The sequence below is a fragment of the Bartonella taylorii 8TBB genome, from assembly GCF_902825155.1.
GTDB classification, from domain to species: domain Bacteria; phylum Pseudomonadota; class Alphaproteobacteria; order Rhizobiales; family Rhizobiaceae; genus Bartonella; species Bartonella taylorii_A.
Window position 1 is genome coordinate 102677 of sequence record NZ_CADEAG010000002.1, and the last position, 25654, is coordinate 128330.

Sequence of the window (25654 nt, forward strand, 5' to 3'; positions counted from 1 at the left end):
CTATATAATGAGTGAGGATTATGGTTTTCGGATTCCAAAAGTGATTTTGGAGGCCGTTTTTTGTGTTTTTATTAAACCTTCCGTGTAATAGAAAGGGACGGATTATGGAAAAAGTTCCGATGACTACAGCTGGTTTTGAAAGTCTTAAAGAAGAGTTACGTTGGCGCCAACAACAGGAACGTCGGCGAATTATTGAAGCAATTTCCGAAGCACGTGCACATGGTGATCTATCAGAAAATGCTGAATATCACGCTGCTAAAGAGGCACAAAGTCATAATGAGGGGCGTATAAATGAGCTTGAAGACTATATTGCACGGGCGGAAGTTATTAATGTCTCACGCCTTTCAGGTGACAAAATTAAGTTTGGAGCCACTATCAAGCTTTTGGACGAAGATACTGAAGAGAAAAAGGTTTATCAGATCGTTGGTGATCAAGAGGCTGATGTCAAAACTGGTAAAATCTCTATTTCATCCCCTATTGCGCGTGCACTCATTGGCAAGCAAGAAGGTGATGTGATTGAGGTGAATGCACCAGGCGGTTCGCATAATTACGAAATTATTAAGGTTCAGTACATCTAATTTGTTATGCATGTATCTTTGGAAGAAACGGAGATTATTGCTCCTCACTTTAAAAAGCGCTTATCAGGAGTGACCTCTACAGTTATCCAACTCGTTCCATTGCAGCGAGAACAGGGTATGCATATATCCACTTTTGGATTTGGGTTACCGCGAGATTTACCGTTTCTTTCCTTTAGTGACCTTTTTGGACTTTGGAAAAGTCCAAAGGGGAGGCCGTTTCGTATTTGGCATGCTCGGCGCAATATTGAGATGCTTTGCGGAGTATTTCTTCGGGATGTTTTGCGAATGAAGCTTAAACTCATTTTTACTTCGGCATCTCGACGCAAACACAAACCTTTTACCAAATGGTTGCTTCGTCGTATGGATAAGGTTATTGCTACCAGTGCATGTACGGGGACTTATCTAGAAGTGCCTCATCAAGTTATTATGCATGGGGTGGATGTTAGGCGTTTTTCACCACCGGAGACTGTTGATGATTTTTTCCCAGCAGCAGGGTTTCTAGGAAAATATGCGGTGGGGTGTTTTGGGCGTGTGCGCTACGCAAAGGGAACTGATCTGTTTGTGGATGCAATGATAACATTATTGCCCCACTATCCTGAGTGGACAGCGCTTATCGCTGGTCGAACTACAGAGCAACATTATAGTTTTGAAAAAAAATTACGTCAGAAGATTGCTGAGGCCGGTTTGAGCGATCGCATTATTTTTCTTGGTGAGAGGCTTGATATACCTCTGTGGTATCGTCGTCTGTCACTTTATGTGACTCCTTCTCGTTTGGAAGGTTTTGGTTTGACACCATTGGAGGCAATGGCATCACAGACAGCTGTCGTGACCAGCGATGTGGGAATTTTTAAAGAATTGGTGGTAGAGGGAACAGGAACGGTTGTGAAAGCAGGAGATGGAGCAGCTTTAACAGCAGCGATTGAACCTTATTTTACTGATTTAGAAAAAACAATGCTAGCAGGGCAAAGAGCTTTAGCCCATGTTCGTGCCAACTTTCCTTTGGAAAAGGAAGCAGCAGCAATTGGGAGCGTTTACGAGGAAATGTTTGTGGAAAAAACACTTTGAATATATTGGAAATCTTCTTGGCAAGAGGAGAAAGTGTGCCATCTTTAAAGGTCTCCACAAATAAATATTTCAAGTGAATGGCTTAATAATGCAAATGTTATTTCGTAGAATTTAGCACCTTTTTAAGGTGATGTAACGATAAGCTGTCAAAATCTTTGATAGAAAAGCTAAAATTTTATATTTTTAGAGTGATATAAATACAGGGAAGGGATGATCGTTTCTTATTCAGGTAATGCTTTTTGAGAATATAGCGTGGTATTCTTTCTATAAAGACTGGACTGTTAAAGCTGTTCGTGTTGCTTCAGTAGTGGAAGTGATTGTGTATTTTGCAATAATAAAAGTATGACAGGCGTATTGTAATAGAAAAAAATATTTTTACTAGAAGTCCTCTATGTTTTTCTTAATTAAAGACTGTTGATAAGGTATATTGAAATATTACATGAAGCCTTTCTTTGATGAGGAAGGTGCACAAAGCAAGAATGTTGTAAGATCTCGTCTGACGTGAAGGATCTGATACGGGAGAGTTCTTGGTGTTTTGCATCCATTTTAAACAGTTAATGTGCCTAAAAAGAGAGGTGTAGGTTCCTACTTTAGGGACTATTTTGTTAGTTATGTGTAGTGTTTATATTGTCAATTTCTTATCACTTGGAATTAAATGCTATGCATTAAAATTGTTCACGCCAGAAAGCGGGGATAAAAAGTACGAATATGGTTATAATTTCAAGGCGCCCAGCGAGCATGAGAAAACTCAAAATCCATAGGGCATTATCATTAATTGTAGAGAAATTGCCAGCAGGACCAATAATATCTCCAAAACCTGGGCCAATATTTGAAAGAGCTGTTAAGACCCCCGTAAAAGCAGAAGTAAAGTCAAGACCAGTTGTAAGCAAAAGTGCAGTGCCGATAAGAAGACAAAACATATAAAGACATACAAAAAATAAAACTGCTTTGGCAACATCATTCGAGATGTTTGAATGGTCGTAGCGCGCTTTTACAATGACATTAGGAAAAAGAAGTTTTTCTATATTTGTTTGTGTAATACGCCAAAGGATAATTAAGCGATTAATTTTCATTCCACCAGAGGTAGAACCAGCACATCCACCTGTAAAAGAAACAATGAAGAAAATTCCAAGCGCAAACGGCCCCCAAAGTTGATAATCTTCTGCGCTATAGCCAGTTGTGCTAATGATGGATGAAAGATGAAAAATGACATCAAGAAAAATTAAATGGAAAGCGCGATGATCATGAAATCGTAGCCATGCTGCTAAAGCAAAGCTGAAGAGAAAAACAATATAGAAAAAAACGATCACTTGTGGATCAATGAAGCGTTTGGAGTGGCCAGGAAGCACTAATTTAACATAAAGCACGAAGGGTAGTGCGGAGAGCAACATAAAGATTGTTGAAATAATCAAGATGGCTGGTTTATCAGAGAAGTAGCCAAAAGAGGCGTCGTGAGTTGAAAATCCAGCTGTTGCTATCGTGCTCATTGCATGGTTGATGGCATCAAATAAGCTCATGCCCGAAGCAAAATAGGAAAGCATACAAGCAAATGTTAATCCAACATAGGCTATGATAATCCCATTGGCAATTTGATTGATACGGGGCAATATTTTTTCAGATTTATCGGATGATTCCATATGAAAAAGTTGCACTCCCCCGACACGGAGTGAAGGCAAAAGCAATAACGCTAAACCGATAAAGCCAATGCCTCCAATCCAGCATATGATAGAACGCCATAACAAAATACTGCGCGATAAATTGTCAAGGCCCGTGAGTACTGTAGAGCCTGTGGTGGTGATTCCAGAGACGGATTCAAAGATGGCTTCTGCTAGAGAAATTGGGAGAGGCGAAAGGTAAAGAGGTAAGGCGCCCACGATGCTTCCTGTTAGCCAAAGGCAGACAGTGAGCATAAAGCCAAGCCGTGCTGAAAAACGGCAGGTGGCGCCTCTTGTGGCTAAAAGAATCAGAGTTGCTAATACGGTAGTTATGGCGCAAGAGTAAAGAAAGGTTATCCAATTATGGTTGCTGTCGTGCAAATCTACAAAAATTGGTAGAAGCATTGCTCCTCCCATGATTAACGCAAAACGTGCACAAACATTGATAATAAATTGAAAAATGATCGTTCCCTATCTTTGTATCTTTTTTTATTATGGTTTTGTGCTCATAAGAATTTACGTTTTTTTCTTTATAGGGTAAAAACTGGTTTTTACATTAAGCAGGATTGGATGAATTGGCAACCAAACCTTTTCACTAAATTTGAAAAAAATACGTATACACCATAATTGAGGTTGTTGAAAAATGTTTTTTTAATACAGCATTCCGTTATAATTTATAGAACAATTAAGTAAGGAAAAGTGAAGGGGATTCTATGGCACAATCGCATATTCGGTTGCTTATTATTGGCTCGGGTCCAGCTGGTTATACAGCGGCGATCTATGCGGCAAGAGCAATGCTCAAGCCGGTTTTAGTTACTGGCTTACAGCAGGGCGGTCAGTTGATGATTACAACTGATGTTGAAAATTATCCAGGTTTTGCTGATCCAATTCAAGGACCATGGTTGATGGAACAAATGGCAAAACAAGCCGAAAATATGGGTACAAAAATTGTCTATGATAGTATTACAAAGGCTGATTTATTGAAGTACCCTTTTATTTTATATGGAGATTCAGGAACGCAATATTGTTGCGATGCGCTGATTATTGCAACAGGAGCGCAAGCGCGTTGGCTTGGTTTGGAAAGTGAACAGACTTTTATGGGTGGCGGTGTTTCTGCCTGCGCTACATGTGATGGTTTCTTTTATCGTGATAAGGATGTCATTGTTGTGGGAGGTGGAAATACAGCTGTTGAAGAAGCTCTTTATTTATCCCATTTGGCAAAGAGTGTAAGCGTGGTTCATCGGCGGGGTTATTTTAGGGCAGAAAAAATTTTGCAAGATAGATTGCTTGCTTGCGATAATGTACGTGTTCTTTGGGATCATGTGGTAGAAGAAATTGTTGGTTTGCCAGCTCAGGACTCAAGGGGAGCTGTTGTAACCGGTGCACGCCTTAAAAATGTTAAAACCGGTCAAGAAATTAAGGTGAATGCAGAGGGAATATTTATTGCCATTGGTCATGATCCTGCTGTTTCTTTGTTTGAAGGGCAACTGAAACAAAAACGAGGCGGTTATTTATGGACAGAACCAGATTCAACAGCAACAAGCATTGCTGGTGTTTTTGCTGCAGGTGATGTAACAGATGAAACATTTCGTCAAGCTGTAACAGCAGCGGGTAGGGGGTGTATGGCGGCGTTGGAGGCAGAACGTTTTTTAGATCTACAAACATGACAATTTATTAAAAATGAAAAAATTAGAGGTAGAATTGTGACGTCACCGTTGGATTGGGATAAGTTGAGGGTTTTTCATGCTGTCGCAGAAGCGGGATCTTTTACACATGCGGCACAAAAGCTTCATTTATCCCAATCAGCCATTTCACGACAGGTTTCAGCTTTAGAGAGCGATGTTGGTGTGTCCTTGTTTCAGCGTCATGCGCGGGGGTTAATCTTAACAGAGCAGGGTGAAATTCTGTATCGGACAACGCATGATGTTTTGATGAAGCTTGAAAGTGCACGCTCGCAATTAAGTGAAAGCTGTGAAAAGCCAGCAGGAAATTTACGGGTTACATCGACCTTTGGAATGGGAGCAGGATGGCTTGTGGAGCGTATGCCAGAATTTCTTAGTCTTTATCCGGATATACGGGTTCAGCTCTTGTTTGATGATAAAGAACTCGACCTAACGATGCGTCACGCAGACTGTGCTGTTCGTTTACAACAACCCCAGCAGCCTGATCTTATACAAAGAAAACTCTTTACAATTCATATGCATGTTTATGCTTCGAAAAGTTATATTGCAAATCATGGAAAACCAGAAACATTGTCTGAGCTGGATGCACACCGGATTATTTCATTTGGAGAACCTGTTCCACCTTATTTGTCTGGTTTAAATTGGTTGGAAAAAGCTGGTAGAAGTGATGGTTCTTTGCGTCTTTCAGTATTACGAATCAATAATATTATTTCAATCAAGAAGGCGATTATGTGTGATCTTGGTATCGCTGTGCTTCCCGATTATATTGTGAATAATGATGAGCGACTCGTGCGTCTTTTTCCTGAGGTTGTTGATATTCCTTCCTTTGATACTTTTTTTTGTTACCCTTACGCTTTAAAGAATTTGGTAAAGTTGAAGGCTTTTCGAGATTATATTTTTTTAAAAGCGCGTCAGTGGTCTTTTTAATGATGTGATATTTTAAGCTATGTATTTATTGCATAGCAGGTACGCTTAAGTCTTTATTGTGCTTTTTCTCATAAAATGACATAAAATACCATCTCTTGATTATGTTGCCTCCCATTGCATTTTCTTGAGTGTTCCCTTATGAGAATCTTTCAGATTGATTTTATCTCTGGGGGTTTTCTAAATTTGCCGAGCGTTTGTTCGGCTTTTTTTTTATTTTTTGGAAGATCCTCTAAAAATGTAGATTTCTTAGCAAATAATAAGAAAAAACTTCCAAAAATTTTATGGGTATTCAATATTTTTCAGGCACCTCAAGGTGTGATGAGGAGCTTTGAGGAATATTAGGATTATAATAATTATTGCGGAATAGGAAAAGTTTGATTGAGAAGCATAGGATTTATAAGTGTCAAATTTTCTTTAGCAATACGAATTTAATTTGAGAAGTGTAAGCTGCATGAGTATGGAAAGGCGTTTTTTGGTGATAGTCATTTAATATGGCTATAAAATTCGAAAAGAGTGATTTCTTGATCATAAAGTGAAAGATGCCAATAGCACGTTCCATATGAGGAAAAGAAGATAAAGATGTGTTTTATAATTATATCATTTTTTGCTTTGTTCTAAGAAAATATCTCCATGTTGTTTTATCGATACATATTTTCTGTAGAATCCATTTACTTACGCTATATTCAAATGACTGAAAATCTTTCAGATCAGCTGTTTGGCAACGAAAAATTGTAAAAACAGATGAGTTCAAGGTTTTTAAAGCAAATTATTACAAAAGCGCTGGATACGTAAGCAAGCTTCCTCAAGCAATTTTTCTGATGCCGCATAAGAAATACGAAAAGCTGGCCCAAGCCCAAAAGCAGATCCATGAACGACAGCAATTGATTCTGCTTCTAGAAGCGCTATTACAAAGTCTTCATCATTCGTAATAACTTGGCCATTGGGTGTTTTCTTTCCAATGAGTTTTGCACAGGAAGGATAAACATAAAAGGCACCTTCTGGCGTTGGACAGTGAATACCAGGAGCTTGGTTCAACATGGAAACCACGAGATCACGGCGTGCTTGGAAAACACTTTTATTTTGAGTTATAAAGTCTTGGGGACCATTGAGTGCTTCGACAGCCGCCCATTGTGAGATAGAACTTGTACCAGATGTTTGTTGACCTTGAATGGTATCCATGGCTTTAATTAATTCTTGCGGGCCCCCTGCATAACCGATTCGCCAACCCGTCATAGAATAGGCTTTAGAAACACCATTCATTGTTAGTGTACGATCATAAAGCTCTGGTTCTACCTCTGCTGGGGTGACAAAGGTAAACCCTCCATATGTGAGATGTTCATAGATATCGTCGGTGAGGATATGAACATGAGGATATTTCATTAAAACATCCGTTAGCTTTTTTAATTCATCATGCGTATAAGCGGCACCTGATGGATTTGAAGGAGAGTTAAAGATGAACCATTTGGTTTTTTTCGTAATGGCAGCTTCTAACTCTTGTGGTTGAAGTTTATAAGAAAACTCGGCTTTGGTTTCTACAAAGATAGGTATACCACCGTTGAGGGTAACCATTTCTGGATAACTGACCCAATAAGGGGAAGGAATGATTACTTCATCTCCTTTATTCAAAGTTGCCATCAATGCATTAAAGAGGATTTGCTTACCACCGGTAGCAACAATAATTTGCTCTGGTTGATAAGAGAGATGATTTTCTCTTTGAAATTTTGCAGCAATTGCTTGTCGCAATTCTGGAATACCAGATATAGGCGTGTATTTTGTTTCCCCACGTCGAATAGCTTCAATAGCAGCATTTTTGATATTGTCTGGTGTATCAAAATCTGGTTCTCCGGCACTTAAAGCGATAACATCACGTCCTAACGCTTTCAAAGCACGTGCTTTTTGGGAAACAGTAATTGTTGCAGAAGGTTTAATGTATGAGAGTTTGTCGGCAATAAAAGCCATAATTTCAGTCCTTATACGATATCAAAAAGGGTCATCGCTCTTTTTAAGGGCATTTTATAAAAGATTACATTGTGTGCAATAAAAAACTGTCGGAAAATACCTAGAAAGTTTTGTTTAAAATATGGAATTTGTATCTTTGTTTTTGAAGTTTTTACAAGGAAGGTGTTTGGAGGATTTATGGCATAAGGGGAGGGACAGAAGTATTTTTATAATTTTGCAAAATAGATAGGCAGTATTTTGTTTTATAAGGATAAATTATGCTTCATAAAGAACAAAAATCCTCATCTTTGCAGGTGAGGATTTTGAAATAGCATCTAAAATTTGAATATCAAAGTGCGCTAAGATTACCAGCGGCAAATTTCCCAGAACGACGATCTTGAAGAACTTCATAGGAAATTTTTTGCCCTTCATTAAGATTATTGAGACCAGAACGCTCGACAGCGGAAATATGTACGAATACATCTGCACTTCCATCACTAGGCTGAATGAATCCGAAACCTTTTGTTGTGTTAAACCACTTAACTGTTCCTGTAGACATAGGAAACTCCTTAGAATATATAATTATATTGTGTACTGAAGCTAAAAGCATTCAATACGGTTTTAGATCGAAATTAGGTGGGAGAAGTTTCGTCGAAAGTGCAGATCGCACAGGAAAGAAAGTCACATAACCGAAAGTTCGATGAAACTCATATAAAGGTTTTTGAGATAAAATGCAAGTCTTAATTGGTATTTTTATACGAAGATAAAGAAAGGGCGGTATATTTTGCTGCATATAAAAGTTTTAAGTGAAATAACTTTGCAGTGAGCGCACTTCAAGGCTACTTTTTTTGAGTGCTTCGATGGCTTCCACTACGGATTTTGCTCCAGCTATTGTTGTATAATAGGGGACTTTTTGCATAAGTGCTGCATAGCGTAGTGATTTTGAGTCTGAGATGGCACTGGCAGTACTGGTTGTATTAAAAATCAATTGAATTTGTCGATTACGAATGGCATCTTCAATATGGGGGTGCCCCTCTAGCACTTTGTTGATTTTTTTTGCTTCAACATTATGTTCAGCAAGAAATTTCTGTGTTCCACTTGTTGCTAAAACAGAAAAGCCCAGTTCAGTTAAAAGTTTTACGGGATTTAAGATACGTTTTTTGTCTTCATCTCTTACAGAAACGAACAAAGTTCCTTCTTTTGGAAGTTCAACACCAGCTCCAAGTTGGGCTTTAGCAAAAGCAAGAGCAAATTTGTAATCAAGTCCCATAACTTCACCGGTTGAACGCATTTCTGGACCAAGAAGTGTGTCGACACCTGAAAAACGAGCAAAAGGAAAAACGGCTTCTTTGACAGCGATATGTTGTTTTTGTTGTATAGAGGGTAGTCCACCATAAGCTTGAAGCGCTTTGTGGAGAGTTTCTCCTGCCATAATACGTGCGGCTATTTTGGCAATGGGACGACCAATGGTTTTTGCAACGAATGGGACAGTACGCGAAGCACGGGGATTAACTTCTAAGACATAAATTGTTCCATCTTTAATGGCATATTGTACATTCATTAAGCCACGAACATGAAGTGCTTGTGCTAATGCTTTGGTTTGACGCTCTAATTCAGCTACTATTTTATGTGAGAGCGTATGCACTGGTAAAGAACATGCTGAATCACCAGAGTGAATACCGGCTTCTTCAATATGTTCCATAATGCCAACGACGAGTGTTTTTTCTCCATCACATAGACAATCAACATCAACTTCAATTGCTTCTGTTAGATAGGTATCAAATAAAAGTGGATTTTTACCAAGCAATGTGTTGATTTGTGCCGTTTTGTCGCTGGGATAGCGAGATTTAATATCTTCTGGAATCAGTTCAGGTACACTTTCAAGCAAATAATTTTGCAAGCCGCGCTCATCGCGGATAATTTGCATAGCACGTCCTCCTAAAACATAAGAAGGGCGCACAACCAATGGAAAGCCTAGTTCATGGGCGATGAGGCGTGCTTGTTCGATTGAATGGGCAATACCGTTTTTAGGCTGTGTGAGGTTAAGTTTGAACAACAATTTTTGAAAACGGTCTCTGTCTTCTGCCAAATCGATGGAATCAGGTGAAGTGCCTAAGATAGGGATATTATGTTTTTCTAGTGCGCTTGCTAATTTTAATGGTGTTTGTCCACCAAATTGGACAATGGCCCCAACCAATTCGCCTTTTTTCTGTTCTGTTTCTAAAACAGCGAGTACATCTTCTGTCGTTAAAGATTCAAAATAAAGACGATTAGAAGTATCATAGTCTGTTGAGACAGTTTCAGGATTACAGTTAATCATAATCGCTTCGAAACCTGCATCACGTAGCGCAAAAGCAGCGTGGCAGCAACAATAGTCAAATTCAATGCCTTGTCCGATGCGGTTTGGTCCCCCGCCTAAAATAGCAATTTTTTTGCGGTCAGAAACTTGTGCTTCTGAGTGTTCTACACCTGCAAAGGGAACTTCATAGGTTGAATACATATACACGGTAGGTGAAGAAAATTCAGCTGCGCAAGTGTCAATTCGTTTGAAAACGTGCTTAACATTAAGCGTTTTGCGCAAAGCAGCTATATTATCGGGCTCTTGTCCTGTAAGGGTGGCTAAACGTGCATCCGAAAAACCCATAGCTTTTAACATGCGTAGATTGTCTGCATCTTGGGGCAAACCATGGGTGCGGATGCGCTGTTCCATTTCAATAATTGAGGCTATTTGTTCTAGAAACCATGGATCAATTTTGCTGATTTGATGAATTTCATTTAAAGGCAAGCCTGTCCGCATTGCTTGGGCAATGTAACGTAGACGATCAGGACTTGGTATTGCAATGGCGGAGCGTATGGAACTCTTTTCATCACCTTCAGCATGTTCAGGGATCACAATTTCATCAAGACCGGTAAGACCCGTTTCAAGTCCACGGAGCGCTTTTTGCAGTGATTCTTGAAAGGTGCGACCGATTGCCATCACTTCTCCTACAGATTTCATCGCAGTTGTTAAGACAGATGATGAACCAGGAAATTTTTCGAAGGCAAAACGAGGAATTTTGGTAACAATATAGTCAATAGAAGGTTCGAATGATGCTGGTGTTGCACCACCAGTAATATCATTTTTTAATTCATCAAGTGTGTAGCCAACTGCTAGCTTAGCTGCTACCTTGGCAATTGGAAAACCTGTTGCTTTTGAGGCAAGCGCTGAAGAGCGGGAAACACGCGGGTTCATTTCAATGACGATGAGGCGGCCATTTTCAGGGTTAACAGCAAACTGTACATTTGATCCACCGGTTTCAACACCAATTTCACGCAATACGGCAATTGAAGCATTGCGCATACATTGATATTCTTTATCTGTTAAAGTGAGGGCAGGCGCTACGGTGATTGAATCGCCAGTGTGAATTCCCATAGGGTCAATGTTTTCAATAGAACAAACAATGATACAGTTATCGTTCTTATCGCGAACGACTTCCATCTCATATTCTTTCCATCCTAAAACACTTTCTTCAATCAAAACCTCTGTTGTAGGCGAAGCCTCAAGTCCGCGTTCAATGATTTCATAAAATTCAGAACGGTTGTAAGCGATTCCTCCACCGGTACCGCCAAGGGTGAATGAAGGACGGATAATAGCTGGAAGACCAATAACATCAAGAGCTTGAACCGCTTTTGCTGTTGCATGTGCGATATAATGTTGTTTGCGGTCGGCTTCTGTGTGTCGCCAATTGCGTTCAAGTTCTTCTAGTGCTTGGTCAAGCGCATCACCAGAAAATTTCGCTTTAAGTTCATCGCGCATTTTTGCATGCTGCTGGCGATTTTCTTCTTTGAGTTCCGTTGCATTGGCTAACATAGAACGTGGTGTTTCTAAACCAATTTTTGCCATTGCCTTGCGAAATAGGGCTCGATCTTCCGCTTTATCAATAGCATCTGCGTTTGCACCTATCATTTCAACATGGTAGCGGTCTAAAATTCCCATACGCTTTAATGATAAAGCAGTATTGAGTGCAGTTTGACCTCCCATAGTTGGTAAAAGGGCGTCAGGACGTTCACGAGCAATAATTTGTGCAACTATTTCAGGAGTAATGGGCTCAATATAAGTCGCATCAGCTAAATCTGGATCTGTCATAATGGTGGCGGGATTGGAATTCACTAAAATTATTCGATAACCTTCTTCTTTTAGAGCTTTGCAAGCTTGTGTGCCTGAATAGTCAAATTCACACGCCTGACCGATAACAATGGGTCCTGCTCCAATGATAAGAATAGATTTTATATCTGTGCGTTTTGGCATGGTTTTTCCCTATGACAAATATCCGTGCGCGATTGAGGCAGACAGAATTAAATTTTGCGGTTAAAATAATTTTATAGGTTAAGTGACAAAGAAAGTAAGCACAAAAATGCCTTTTCCATGTTTTTTTTATTGATTAAAAATCAATGTCTTTTTTTTGCTGATCGACTTTAATATGAGTACGAGAGTGTGATCTTAATAAGGAGACAATAATGTGTCGAAAAGTCAGAATTTTGAAGACTATCATGCTTGATTAAGTATAAGCAGTTATTTGCAAGAAAAAGGAACGTCATGAAATAAAACGAGGCTTTTTATGTGCGGTGATGAGTATAACAACTTTATCATTATTTGGTATTGTAAGTCAATTTTATGATCTCCAATTATAATGGAAAAAAGTAATTATTGATATTAAGTTGGCGGTTTTCTCAATATACGAAGCTAGACTAGAATTATCTGATATTGCGATTAAAATCGTAAACAAAAACATTGTATTTGCACAGATTGCATGAATTTGAATATTTATCTTGATGACTTAAGTGCTGATTTGAATCCATGTTTGGTAGTATGAGGGACATTTCTATCCCCCATATATTTTATTGGAGAGCTCTTAAAACAATGATTCCTGGTGTTTTCGTGACGTAATCCATAAAAGGTGAATCTACTACTTTTTCATTTTCTTTTCGTGAAGAAGCATTTCGTAACATTGGGCCATTGTCTGTCATGATAAAGAAACCTACATGGGTTACATCCAATCCAGCAAGTTTGGTATAAATACCAATGAAATCACCAGTTTGTAAACGGCTTATAACCTCTTCATTAATAAAGTTACTTGGAATATACGTTATATTGCGTTTAACAATTGGTAGCCCAGGAAGGTAATTTCCACTATTAGCTTTTTTATTGAGATACTTTTCAGTGCTTACTGTATTAGGGCTTAGCTGTGCGGTTATGTCATCGGCTTGTTTATATTCTCTATAAGCCCAATCAGTGAAAAAGTGCTTCCGGTTCAAAAAGCTAACATTCCCATCAACATAACGTGTTTTTATGACATTATTTATGAATTCTGTTTGCGATGTTGATTTCCGTAATGCTTCAACATAGTCTAGATAAGTGAAGCAATCTAAACCTCTAAAATCGATTATCAGTTTTTCTGGTATATTTTCTGTGCCATGTAACATATTCGCTTTGTAAGGTGTTCCTAAAAAAGCTTCAGATAGCACGCTGATCATTTCTCCTCTCTCATGATTATTAACCTTCGAACGTTTTTCAAGAAGAGTATTCAGTTTATTTAAGGTATATGCATCTAGATTTACTTCTAATGTTTGTTGTATTTCCGTTTTGTGTGCTGGAGTATCCTTGTTTACGCTAGAATCTTGGATATCACATCCTGTACCCAAAACTGAGATTAACATTAATTGGAATATTCTTCGCATTTTATTCACCATTTTTATATTAAGAATTAATCAATAAGTAATCACTAAAAATGATATTTTACTATTATAATAAGATTAGTATTGCGTTTACAATAACATATAACACTTTATATATAAATATACATAGATATTTTATTGTATAATAACTATATTTGTTTATAAATTTTGTATTTATATTTTAAATATTATTACTTTTATATTAATTATCCTATAATCATTTGTGTATATTTTATAATATATCTATATTAATAATATTATAATAAGTATATTATTAATAGTAATTTTTCATTATATTCACCAAGTCATTTTTGAAAATGGTGAGGATAATTTACAAAAATGCATGCAGTGTTACGTATCAGATAAAGTAAAAATTTGTAATATTTTTTGGTTTTTTCTAAATTTTTTACTTTAACCATAGTTTTTATGAAAATAATGCTATCTAGCGATTTTTAACAAGAGGTAGAGTTCAGAAGATAGTGGGGAACACAATATGCATGCTATCAATGATAAAACACTTAATCCAAAGCTTATTCGCCGTGGACTTCTTTTAGTTTTCATTACTTTGTTATTGGATATTGTTGGTACCACAATCATTAATCCTATTTTGCCTGAATATTTTGCTCTGTTGATGGGAGATGATATTAGGAAATCTTCTATTGAAGGAGGGAAATTACTGGCAGCTTATTCAGCCATGCAATTTCTGTTTGCTCCTGCTATTGGAAATCTTTCTGATCGTTATGGACGTCGTCCTATTTTGCTTATCTCTCTTATCAGTTTTATGATTGGTCATTTCATATGCGCTATAGCGTGGAGCTATCCTATATTGTTTATTGGACGTCTTTTATCAGGGGTGAGCGGTGCTGGTTTAGCAGTTTGTATGGCTTATATCGCTGATATATCCGATGATAAAACGCGAACGCGCAACTTCGGTTTGTTAGGAATTGCATCCGGATTAGGGTTTATTTTAGGTTCGTTTATAGGCGGTTTTTTAGGACAATTCGGCCCGCGTACTCCATTTTATTTTTCTGCTGGTTTTTCACTTATTATTTTTATTTTTGTGTGGGCTATGCTTCCAGAAACTCTTCCCATACAAAATAGGCGCTGTTTTAATATTAAGCGTGCAAATCCTTTGGGAGCTCTTTGGGAACTCAGACAATATCCGATGGTTCTTTGGGTGCTACTGGTCTTTTTTCTTTATTGGTTTGCAGAATCTGTATGGCCAAGCATTTGGGCATTCATTGCTAAAGAACGCTATGGTTGGAATTCCTTGTCTATTGGATTGTCGTATAGTGTTTTTGGGGTAGGACAGATTATTGTTGTAGCTCTCTTTCTGCCCTATTTATCTAAACGATGGAGTAACTGGTGTATTGTGATGGTGGGGCTCCTTTTTGCATTGGTTGGTGAGCTTGGATACGCATTTGCAACACAAGGGTGGATGGTTTATGTGGTGTTTGTGTGTACAATGTGTGAGTATCTGGTTCAAGCCCCTATGCGTGCTATTGCCTCGGCACAGGTACCGCCAAATGTACAAGGAGAATTGCAGGGAGCAATGACATCTGTTATCTCATTGGGCTTAATATTTGGATCCATTTTTTATATGCTTCTCTTCGAGCGATTTACACAGAAAGGTATGGCATTTTATTTTTCTGGTGCGCCTTTTTTGGGAAGTTTCTGTATGCTTATCGTTACGATGATAGTTTTTGCTTTACGAGTACGCTAATCATCTTAAAATGATAACTGGTCAGAATTTTTTTGCTAAGAAATTCAAAAGGCAAAACTGAATTCTATAAGTAAATTGAGCTGCTTTCTTGCTGAAAAGCGATATGTTTGTGCATAGAAAAAGGGTAAAATTTGAGGGAAGATAACCAAAAGAAAAGCATTTTAATTACGCTATTTTTTTATAGTTCATAATAAGTTCGCTGAAATGTTGAAAGAGGTAGTGGCTGTCTTGTGGCCCAGGGGAAGCTTCAGGGTGATATTGAACAGAAAAAATTGGTTTTCCAATGATACGGATACCACAGTTTGAACCATCAAAAAGGGAGATATGTGTTTCTTGAACGTGGTTTGGTAAAGATGTAGCGTCTACGGCAAAACCATGGTTCATTGATACAATTTCGACTTTCCCTGTGTTAAGATCTTTAACAGGATGGTTGGCACCATGATGACCTTGGTGCATTTTTACGGTTTTTGCGCCCATAGTAAGAGCAAGAAGTTGATGACCGAGACATATACCAAAAATTGGTAAATTATGATCAATCAATGTTTTGATAGTTGTACTAGCATATTGGGCTGTAGCGGCTGGATCCCCAGGTCCATTAGAAAGAAAAATACCATCAGGGTGCATTGCTAGAATTTCTTCTGCATTCGTGTGTGCGGGCACAACAGTAATGTGTGCATCCTGTGTAGCCATAAGACGAAGAATGTTACGCTTAATGCCATAGTCGATTGCAATGATATGAAGATTATGTACACTGTTTTCACTATATCCTTTATTCCATACCCATGGTTTTTCATTCCATTGCCTTAATGATTGAGATGTAACCTCTTTCGTAAGGTCGAGATTGAGAAGACCGAGCCATTTTTGTGCGCGCTTCTTCAAAGAAGGGATATCGAAATTCCCTTGAGGATCATGCGCAATGATGGCATTTTGTGCACCTTTTTCACGGATAAGAATGGTTAGCGCACGCGTATCAATACCACAAAGTGCAATAATTTTACGTGCTTTGAGCCATTGATTAAGGTTTTCATTTGCACGGTAATTAGAGGGATTTGTAATGTCTGCTTTGAAAATAGCTCCAACAGCACCATGACAGTTTAGGGGCGTGAGATCTTCAATATCTTCGCTGTTTGTACCTACATTTCCTATATGAGGAAAAGTAAAATTAATGATTTGTTGCGTATATGATGGATCTGTAAGAATTTCTTCATAGCCTGTTATGGCGGTATTGAAACATACTTCCGCCTCAGCAATACCCGTAGCACCTGCTCCTTTACCTTCAATAACTGTTCCATCAGCTAATACTAAGAGGGCTGTAGGTTTGCTTACACTCCATGGTTCGCAAGATGGGGTAGATTGTGTCATAGTGTGTGCCCACAATGTTATTTTCTGAAAGGTATCATGACTAACGTTACACAAAAGCACAACTATAACAGATGCTGTGTATATTGTTCTTACAATGTTTCGCTTAAGGTGGAGAGTATAGGTCTATTCCATGAAGAGGTAAAGTCCTGTTTTTGGATTTTCCAAGATCTAGTGTCATTATTTTGTATCGTGCATAGCAAGATGTGTAAAGATTGGTTAAAAACCGTCTTTCTGTCTGAACAAATTCAAATTGAGTAAATCTATGTTGTGTGCTCAAATTGATATGGTCCTCAAAACTACTTTAAAGGTGCAGGATAGCACGCGTTTTTCTATACTTTGTTTAATGTATGTGCCATTAGAGAGCGTGATATTCTTATCTCATGATGAAGAGAAACTAGAAGTGTATGATCATCAGATACAGTCTATTTTCACTAGAATACTTCAACAGCGTGAGGAGCCAACGCGTGTTTATAAAGAATCTGGTTGTTTAGCACTGATAGAGGAATAGGTGGAAATGGAAGTCATTCGTGAACTTCTTTCTTTATCAGATTGATGAGGGGAAGTTGAATAGGCGCTTTTTGAAGTTTTGAAACAAATAAAAGCTGAAAGTTTCCCTGATATCAGTACGATTATGACATGGTTTAAGGAACTTTATACGGGGCAAATGAATTTTCTAAAGTTTGCAGTAGTCTTCGTGAAAAATTAAGATAAATCGTATTAATTTGCCAAGGGTATCTGAAAGTTATTTTTTACCAGCAGCTCGTCCAGTGTACAGAGAGTATGAAGACAATGTTGATAGTACGCTTATTTCATAAAAGTTAGCACGAAAGAATACTTCTTTGAAATAAACAAGATAGTATTTTAATTCCTTTCTAAAAAAGATTTATAGCTTTCAATCCAGACAAGCGTTGAGAAAAAATAAGGTGGTTTAAAAAGCTGCCTTAAAATTTTTCTAGGAGCGTGTCGTTGCCCTTTTTGATGTTCTAACGCATTTATTTTATTGAGTGTTATTGTCTTTTCAAGAGTGATTATTATTCTACAGGAAATTTAAATGCAGATGATTTTTTTCAGGAGCGCATCTTACAAAAAGTATCTCGAAAAGAAAGTTTCATTTGTAATACGCTGTTGAGATAAGCTTGAAAACTTTATTCTGTTACCTAAAAAATATATATAAAAATCAATTTTTTACTCATGTAGAAGAAGTATAGCTTTTTCCGTTTGTGCGGGGTTTGTTGTGTAAAGCGGTGAAGCTGTTAAAAATAGCTCGGTTAGCAACAATGGTTTTCCTGTTAATCGCAATCGGGAACGGCGTGCCCACAGTGCACCTTGTTGGCCCATATGAATGTAATCGCGGGTTAATTTGCCACTGTTAAATAAATAGTGTCCCAATGGTACAGTGCCCAAATGCATGAGTGCTTGATTGTGTTCGAATAGGGTTTCTTGCGGGATTACAGTGCGCCCAAGAAGCCAAGGCTGATTATCTCCCATCAGTATGACTTCGCGTAGCCAATAACGTGCACTCTTTGGAAGATGCTCTGCTTCTTCTTGCAATTTGTCATGTGTAATGAAACATTCACGTTGTGGTTCGACACGTATGCAAGTACAATGATTTTGCAATCTGAGTGTCATCGAGCCCGATTCCATGAGCCAATCACGAACGTTTTCTGGTATGGAAGGATCTTGATCAGAGAGCCACTTCAGAGGTGGCAAGATAGAATATCTAGGATCATACGTCATTTTACTCCACATCTAAAATCGCATTCCATACACTGTGCTGGGTGATACAAATAGATGTCTTTATTGTAGTGCAGAAATGCAAAGGCAGCAAGATTTTAAATAAGAGCGTGTACAGAGAAAATTTACTGTAGGGGTATTTAAGGAATGATATGCAGAAATATATCATGGGTTGATTTTTCATCAGAAAAGATAAAAATCATTAGAAGGTAAAATCATGTACTACGATTTAAATCAAGCTTTTTCATACAATGTGTTATGGAATTTTCTTGATAGTAATGGGAGGTGGGAGAAAGCGTTTAGTGCCTTAAAATTCGTTTGTAGTGCATATAAAAAGAGATGAAGAATTCATGTATGTGAGAAGGACTAAAAAAGAAATATAAGGAGTAGGAGAGGGCTTATTTAATAGTTTGGAAAATGAAGGGGGCTCAAACCATTTGAATTTAGATGTAAAGGTAATAAAACTATTTATAATTCAGAAATGCACTTAAATAATTTAGAAAATTTTTAATTAATAAACAACGAGAAAAAGATACCGAAAGAAAAAGTGGAGTATTATTTTTATAGCGTTTATTTTTTATCTGTTACGTATACTAGTAACATGCTTTTCTCATTTATAAAGTTCAAAAGGGTTATTTGATTTTTCTGGTAAAGTCCTCTTATTAGTGAAGCGCATAAGAGTTAAATGCTGTACGATAGAGTTTGTGATGAGCGTTATATTCTTTGTAATAGCATGCAGTAGTTGTGTTGGTATTACAGGAGAATAAGCAAAATTTTATTGGGGCTGGACTCTTCTATTTCTTACTGGAATTTTGAATATAGATATGGTGTCGAAGCAATCAGATATTAAAAACAACGATATTTGAGTGGGGATCGTAAAAAATAAGCCAGTATTACACTAAAATAACGCCGCCATCTTTGCAGGTATAAATAGACTATAGCACACTGGTAGGAGATGGTAAGTTTAAAGACCTTTGTTGTTTTTTAGTTTAATGCTGCAATGATGGAGATGCAAAAAATCGCAATTTAAGCACCTAACCACCACCTCACCACTGTTTATAATTTTTAATTATGGTGGAAATATTTTAACAACTCTACTTGGCACCAAAGGTACCTTAAAAAATGAATAAGTCCCCTAAGATCTAATTTTTCGCCCTATCCATATAAGAATGCAAGCTCCTATAAAACCTGAAATCAGATAGCCAAGCCAACCAGCAAAGCTCACGCCTAAGAGGCCAAAAAGAAAGCTGGCCAATGCGGCTCCAATGATTCCTAAAATAATGTTTAGAAGCACCCCTGTTTGGCTTTTCATAAGATATTGTGCAGCCAAACCTGCAAGGCCGCCGATGATAATAGCTGCAATCCAGCCGATGTTTGCGTCTTCCATGATACTCTCCTTTGCCTGAATCTAAACTGTTATTTCTAACTAGAGTAAGCTTCGTAAAGGTCAAGGCTCGTTTTCTGCTCGAGTGGAGGATATTGCTGGTAAAATTTTGTTACAACTTTTACGTCACTGGTTTTTAACTAACGTGAATATCCTATGTGTGAACTATTATATCCATAAAACTATAAATACACATAACCCCTTCTGTATATCAAAAATCATTGAAGTTAGCAACTATTTTATGTAAGAAAAAATAATATATATGAAAGTACTTTTATAGCATTAAAAGTATATTTATCAGAATATTTGTTGCAAACTTCTATAAAAATCTTTGAAAAAACTAAAGTTATGTAAATAATATAGCAAGTAAACTTGCCAATATGATATCTATCTTGCTTGCTATGATATTAAAAAATGCTTTTTCTTAACTTTTTGCAAAATGTTTGTGTAAATTGAATCTATAGGATATTGCTATAGCCATTGCAATCCAACCGGTATTTGCATTTATCATGGTATACTTCTTACTTTGATAATACTGTAGTGTGGTACACGTTTTACAAGGGCATTTGATTTGACCAAGATATCTGAATATTTAAGATCTCATGGTCGATGTGGTTCGTCCATTAATCAAGTTTTCTTCAGGTTAAGATTTGGCTGTTTGTTGTTCAGCAGGATTACGCAAGCGGGAACTTTGGAGAAGTCCCTGTGCTTCTAAAATTGGGTAGATCATTGAGGTTAAAAGGGAGTTGATTTGTTTCAAATCGCGTACAGTATCAAGATGAAGGCTAGATGACTCTATGTTTTTGAGATTACCTTCACGAAGGCGTTTAAAATGTTTTAAACTCATCTCTTTTTCTAAATTCCGGAGCTGATCTTTTTTCTGCACTAATAAGTGCGCAGTGTGTGTATCACGCGAGACAAGAACATTAAATGCGATATGTGCATTGGCTAGAACAATGGCGTGGAAACGAAGGAGATCACTCCATCCGTCACTGCTGAATTGTAGGCCTTTTTGTTGTTTCTTTTTAACCAGCATAAGCATATTATGAATAATGATATCTCCTGCTTGATCTAATTTTATGCATGCGCCGAGAAGTTCTTGTGTTTGAAGGGCTTCTTCATCAGACAGTTTCTGTCCAGCCAATCGTGCGAGATACAGTTTGATTGCGATATGCTTTTTGTCCAATATGGTATTCAGTTTGTTGAGCTCACGGATGATATCGGGATCGGGTTTTTCATAAAGTCCCATAATTTTTTCTAGCATGATATCCACAAGATCACAGATATGGATGACTTCGCGCCTGACATTAGAAAGTGCTAAACTTGGGCGATCAAGAACGCTATCATCAAGAGCTGTTTGATCAGATAAATTAAGCGTTGTATCGGTTTGCGTTTTTTTTGTACTTATATAGACAATTTTCGTGGTCAGTTTTAAAATCCATTTCGAGAGCGGTATTCCAGCAAGCAGAATGAAGACATTAAAAATGATATGGGCGTTAATAACTTGAGTAGAGGCGTTATTGCCAAGCCATGTGATTGGTGGTTGAAAGGAGAGAAATAAGATAAGGACAAGGATTGAACCGGCTCCACGCATGAGTAAATTTCCCAAGGGAACGAGGCGGGTATTAGGGGAAGCGTTGCGTGTTAAAAGTGGTGCTATAAGAGAAGAGCCAAAGTTGACGCCAAGAACCATTACAACACATAGTTGAGCATGGATAAGATCATAGTTGGCGAAATTGACCAGCAAAATTATTCCTGCGATAGATGAGTGTAAGAGGTAAGTCAATGCGGCTGCTAACAAGAAAGTGGACACGAAATCTGTTGAAAGATAACGAATGATGCTAGGCAAAATCGCGCTGTCTCGTAAAGGTTCTGTGGCTGTGCTTATCATTTGTAAAGACAAAATCAAAAGGCCAATACCGATGACAATGCGTCCTATTTGACGCCATTCACGTTTTTCAGTTGTCATGAAGATACAAGTACCAATTAAAAGACAAAGTGGTACTACGATAGTGAGGTCATAGGAGAGAATTTTGACAACTAATGCTGATCCTAATTCTCCCCCACGCACCGCCATAAGTCCTGCTAATCCAGAGACAAAACCCGATTCAACAAAAGAGCCAACAAGGAGTGTTATTGCTGTAGAGCTTTGTAAAATCATTGCTGTAAAAAGTCCAAAACTTATAGCAAACAATGGTTTGGAAATGACGTGGCGCATTTTGTATTTAAGCTTGTCACCATAGGCGCGTTCAACCCCCGTGCGCACCATGCGTGTAGCCCAAAGAAGTAAAGAAATAGCACCTGCAAGATGAAGGAGTACCAATGAACTATTCATGATACTTTTTCTTTCTTTGTTGTTATGGATACGGTTGATCCAAAAATTGACCAATTGAAGTTTACCGTTTTACTCTGCTTTTGCTTTTAATACATGATTAAAATCATATCCGCTTGGATTTTGAAAAATCTTTAGACCAAAGCTAGGAAGAATGGAATAAAGGTGGTCAAAAATATCAGCTTGAATTTGTTCATATTCTAACCAAACGGTTGTATTGGTAAAGCAATAGATTTCCAAGGGTAAACCATTTGGTGTAGGAGGCAATTGTCGCGCCATCAGGGTCATGTTTTGTTCGATGTTTAGATGTTGTTGTAAATAAGCGACAACATAAGCACGGAAAGTTCCAATATTGGTTAAACGGCGGGTGTTGGCCAATACATCATGATTTTTATCTAATTGAGCGTTCCATTCATTAATTTCAGGTATTTTTTGCGTGAAATAATTTTCTAACAAATTAAATCGAGAAAGATATTCTTTTTCTTCTTCCGTATGGAAACGAATACTTGATTGGTCAATGAAGAGGGATCGTTTGATGCGCCTTCCACCAGATTCTTCCATTCCACGCCAATTCTTAAAAGGATCGGTCACCAGTTTACGGATAGGCACGGTAGTAATTGTTTTATCGAAATTTTGAACTTTGACGGTATGAAGTGCAATTTCAATAACATCGCCATCTGCACCAAGATTGGGTATTTCAATCCAATCACCGACACGCACCATATCGGTGGATGAAATTTGGATGCCTGCAACGAGGGAAAGCAGCGTATCTTGAAAAATCAACATAAGGACAGCGGCCATGGCACCAAGACCGGAGAAGAGAATAAGAGGCGAGCGGTCAATCAATGTGGCTACCATTAAAACTGCCGCGACAGCAAAAAGAGCAATTTTAGCGATTTGAATGTAACCTTTTATCGGTTTTAGTCGCGCTGTTGGCCGTTGTTCGTAAATGATATTAATGACATTGAGAAGAGCAGAAATTGTCAGTACAATAACAAAAATAATGAAGGCGTTAGCAACATTGCTTATAATAGTGCTGAATGTATCAGGCAATGTTGGGATAAAATCAACACCAATTGAAAGAATACAAGCTGAAACAATATTTGCCATGTACTGAATGGCGTTTTCTATATCGGCAGTTGTGTTCTTGGGGAGGAAAGAAGAGAGCTTTTTTGCCCCGTGAATGAATAGTTTGCGTGCTAAAAAGTTAACTAAAAGAGCAACAAAAATAAGAATAATGAGCCAAGCAAGAGTCTTTAACCACGGATGTTGAACAACAAACTCTATCACTTTTCATCTCCATTTCTAAAATTATATACGGTTGACCCTTTAAAATTTTTCAATCGCTTAAAAGGAAGTATTGGAATTATGCTCTAAAGTCGTTAAATATGCAAAAAAGAATTTTAAAACTCTGTGAGAGATAATGCGCTTTTCGCCTGATTTCCTTGATGATCTTCGCACCAAATTACCAATTTCAACAGTTATTGGTCAAAGGGTGGTCTTTGACCCCCGGAAAAGTAAGCCTTCGCGAGGAGACTTTTGGTGTTGTTGTCCATTTCATGGCGAAAAAACTCCAAGTTTTCATTGTGATGATCGTAAAGGCCGCTATTATTGTTTTGGCTGTGGTGTGAATGGTGATATTTTTACTTTTCTTTGTGAGCTTGATGGCTTGCACTTTTCAGAAAGTGTAGAGCGTTTGGCTGATTTTGCTGGGATAAAATTACCTCTTTTGGATCCACAAAGTCATAAACGTCAAATTGAAAAGGCTGATCTTTATGACGTTATGAGAATAGCTACGGATTTTTTTCAACACAGTTTACGCAGTAAAGAAGGTATGCAGGCGCGTCGTTATCTTGAAGCGCGTGGTGTTACGTCAAAACTTGCAGAGCGTTTTCGGATTGGTTTTGCTCCTATGAGGCGTACAGCTTTGAAAGAAGCTTTAAGCACGCGCGGTATTTCAATAAAACAAATGGAAGATTGCGGGCTTCTCAAAACGGGTGAAAATGATACGGTTTCCTATGACCGATTTAGAAATCGTATTATGTTTCCTATTGAAGATTTACGTGGGCGTGTGGTAGCTTTTGGAGGGCGTGCATTAGAGAAGGATACGCCGGCTAAATATCTCAATAGCCCTGAAACAGTGCTGTTTCATAAAGGAAATATGCTTTATAATGCAGCTGCTGCTCGCAAAAATAGCCGCTTCGTTGGTGATGAAAAAATCCATTCACTCCTTGTTGTTGAGGGGTATATGGATGTGATTGCGTTGACTAAAGCTGGTTTTGAAGGAGTGGTAGCCCCTTTGGGGACAGCACTAACCGAAGCGCAAATTGCGCTTTTATGGCAGATGGGGAGTGATCCCATTTTGTGTTTTGATGGAGATAACGCTGGTTTAAAAGCTGCCTTTCGTGTTGCTGATCGTGTGCTGCCCCTTTTAAAAGCTGGGGTTTCTGTACGCTTTGTTTTGTTGCCACAAGGTAAAGATCCGGATGAAATTATTTCTACCGGTGGTGCACAACTTTTTTCTTCCTTTTTGCAAAAAGCAATTCCGTTGATTGAGCTTTTGTGGTGGCACGCTACTTATGGAAAGAATTTTGCAACTCCAGAGGCACGAGCGGCGTTAGAAAAACAACTGAAACAGCAAATTTTTACGATTAAGGATGAAGATATACGCCGTTATTATTTGCAGGATATAAAGAAACGACTTTTTGATTTTTTTCGTCCTTCGTTTTCGAAAAAAAAAGCCGCAGGGCAATATTATCAGCCTTCCCAAAATAAGATGTTTAAAGATCGGTCTTTTTCTATTTTGGCAAATTCCGATATCGTACGCAATTCTTCGCAATCTATTCCTGTGCGTGAGGCCGTTATTTTATTGATTTTAGCTTACTATCCTGAGCTATGGTATGAAAATTTTGAAATTCTTGCTGAGTTAGAGTTACAAAACTCTCAATTAGTGTGTTTTCATCGATCCATGCTGGAAATTCTTGGAAATCAACAGCTTCATGATAAGGAGACAATGGTTGCGCTTTTAGAAGGAAAAGGGCAAAAAGCTCTATTAGAGCGTATGAAACGTCTTGTACAAAATATTGGTATGCGTACTGTTTTTTTCGGAGCTCCTATAGAAGATGCTCGTGCTATATTAAAACAGGCCATCTACTTGCATCTTCAAGAATACCACCTACATAAGAGGCTACAAGATATTGAAGAGCAACTTGTGGAAAATCCTAAGAGTGAGGTTTTTGGTCTGCTTCGTGAGATAAAAAATGAGTTAGAACAAATGCAGGCGACAGAAGCATTAATTGAGGGATTTGGAAGTTGGTTGGATGAAAAAATAGACGGGAATAAGCAAGATACGATAAAATGATTCGCTTTTTTGATGCGAATCAGTCACCTAAGGCGTAAGATGAGGAAGTTCATGGAGAGCGACATTTTTATAAAGAATGACGACTAAGTTTTGGGAAAAGCGGGAAATTGGTTCTTACTTGTATGGTGCAGAGATTATCTCAGAAAGGCTGAGAGGTGTCGGGGAGACTTCTGGAGTTTTCCCGCGTTTTTGTGTGAA

At 38.0% G+C, this 25654-nt stretch carries 16 protein-coding genes; 6 read left to right on the top strand and 10 right to left on the bottom strand.

Annotated elements, in window-relative coordinates; translation table 11 throughout:
* Nucleotides 1-104: 104 nt before the first annotated feature.
* Both greA and J7R13_RS02645 read left to right on the top strand, forming a co-directional pair.
* On the top strand, nt 105-578 hold the full coding sequence (greA, locus tag J7R13_RS02640; protein WP_208437354.1) for a transcription elongation factor GreA: 474 nt from the start codon (nt 105-107) through the stop codon (nt 576-578).
* 6 nt (nt 579-584) lie between these two features.
* Nucleotides 585-1643, top strand: a complete 1059-nt coding sequence (locus J7R13_RS02645) for a glycosyltransferase family 4 protein (RefSeq protein ID WP_208437355.1) — start codon at nt 585-587, stop codon at nt 1641-1643.
* A 665-nt stretch (nt 1644-2308) separates the two neighbouring features.
* Here the strand turns inward: J7R13_RS02645 and J7R13_RS02650 are convergent.
* Nucleotides 2309-3703 carry a TrkH family potassium uptake protein gene (locus J7R13_RS02650; RefSeq protein WP_208437356.1) on the bottom strand — a complete coding sequence of 465 codons (1395 nt, stop codon included), beginning with the start codon at nt 3701-3703 and terminating at the stop codon, nt 2309-2311.
* Nucleotides 3704-4011: 308 nt separating this feature from the next.
* On the opposite strand from J7R13_RS02650, the gene trxB reads away from it, so the two are divergent.
* Both trxB and J7R13_RS02660 read left to right on the top strand, forming a co-directional pair.
* Complete coding sequence (trxB, locus tag J7R13_RS02655) at nt 4012-4965, top strand: thioredoxin-disulfide reductase (protein ID WP_004859581.1); 954 nt, start codon at nt 4012-4014, stop codon at nt 4963-4965.
* A gap of 36 nt (nt 4966-5001) precedes the next feature.
* Nucleotides 5002-5907, top strand: a complete 906-nt coding sequence (locus J7R13_RS02660; protein ID WP_208437357.1) for a LysR family transcriptional regulator — start codon at nt 5002-5004, stop codon at nt 5905-5907.
* Nucleotides 5908-6663: 756 nt separating this feature from the next.
* Here the strand turns inward: J7R13_RS02660 and J7R13_RS02665 are convergent.
* From J7R13_RS02665 to J7R13_RS02680, 4 genes are all read right to left on the bottom strand, one after another.
* Entirely contained in the window at nt 6664-7866 is a 1203-nt protein-coding gene (locus J7R13_RS02665) for a pyridoxal phosphate-dependent aminotransferase (RefSeq protein WP_208437358.1), read from the bottom strand.
* Between the two features lie 328 nt (nt 7867-8194).
* Nucleotides 8195-8404, bottom strand: a complete 210-nt coding sequence (locus J7R13_RS02670) for a cold-shock protein (RefSeq protein ID WP_208437359.1) — start codon at nt 8402-8404, stop codon at nt 8195-8197.
* A 243-nt stretch (nt 8405-8647) separates the two neighbouring features.
* Nucleotides 8648-12133, bottom strand: coding sequence for a carbamoyl-phosphate synthase large subunit (gene carB / locus J7R13_RS02675; protein ID WP_208437360.1), 3486 nt, complete (start codon nt 12131-12133; stop codon nt 8648-8650).
* A 590-nt stretch (nt 12134-12723) separates the two neighbouring features.
* Nucleotides 12724-13563, bottom strand: a complete 840-nt coding sequence (locus J7R13_RS02680; protein WP_208437361.1) for a DUF1460 domain-containing protein — start codon at nt 13561-13563, stop codon at nt 12724-12726.
* 490 nt (nt 13564-14053) lie between these two features.
* Here J7R13_RS02680 and J7R13_RS02685 point away from each other — a divergent pair, with 490 nt between their 5' ends.
* Nucleotides 14054-15283, top strand: a complete 1230-nt coding sequence (locus J7R13_RS02685; protein WP_208437362.1) for an MFS transporter — start codon at nt 14054-14056, stop codon at nt 15281-15283.
* Nucleotides 15284-15448: 165 nt separating this feature from the next.
* Here the strand turns inward: J7R13_RS02685 and carA are convergent, their stop codons facing one another.
* The 5 genes from carA to J7R13_RS02710 form a co-directional block, all read right to left on the bottom strand.
* Nucleotides 15449-16645: a glutamine-hydrolyzing carbamoyl-phosphate synthase small subunit gene (gene carA / locus J7R13_RS02690; RefSeq protein WP_004859569.1), complete on the bottom strand. Its 1197-nt coding sequence runs from the start codon at nt 16643-16645 to the stop codon at nt 15449-15451.
* Between the two features lie 1185 nt (nt 16646-17830).
* Nucleotides 17831-18382, bottom strand: coding sequence for a chorismate lyase (gene ubiC / locus J7R13_RS02695; protein ID WP_208437363.1), 552 nt, complete (start codon nt 18380-18382; stop codon nt 17831-17833).
* Nucleotides 18383-19514: 1132 nt separating this feature from the next.
* On the bottom strand, nt 19515-19766 hold the full coding sequence (locus J7R13_RS02700; RefSeq protein ID WP_004859563.1) for a GlsB/YeaQ/YmgE family stress response membrane protein: 252 nt from the start codon (nt 19764-19766) through the stop codon (nt 19515-19517).
* A 640-nt stretch (nt 19767-20406) separates the two neighbouring features.
* Complete coding sequence (locus J7R13_RS02705; protein ID WP_208437364.1) at nt 20407-22098, bottom strand: Na/Pi cotransporter family protein; 1692 nt, start codon at nt 22096-22098, stop codon at nt 20407-20409.
* A 69-nt stretch (nt 22099-22167) separates the two neighbouring features.
* The gene (locus tag J7R13_RS02710) at nt 22168-23385 is read right to left on the bottom strand and encodes a mechanosensitive ion channel family protein (protein ID WP_208437365.1); all 1218 of its coding nucleotides are present in this window, start codon (nt 23383-23385) and stop codon (nt 22168-22170) included.
* A 133-nt stretch (nt 23386-23518) separates the two neighbouring features.
* Here J7R13_RS02710 and dnaG point away from each other — a divergent pair, with 133 nt between their 5' ends.
* On the top strand, nt 23519-25456 hold the full coding sequence (gene dnaG, locus J7R13_RS02715; protein ID WP_208437366.1) for a DNA primase: 1938 nt from the start codon (nt 23519-23521) through the stop codon (nt 25454-25456).
* Nucleotides 25457-25654 lie beyond the last annotated feature (198 nt).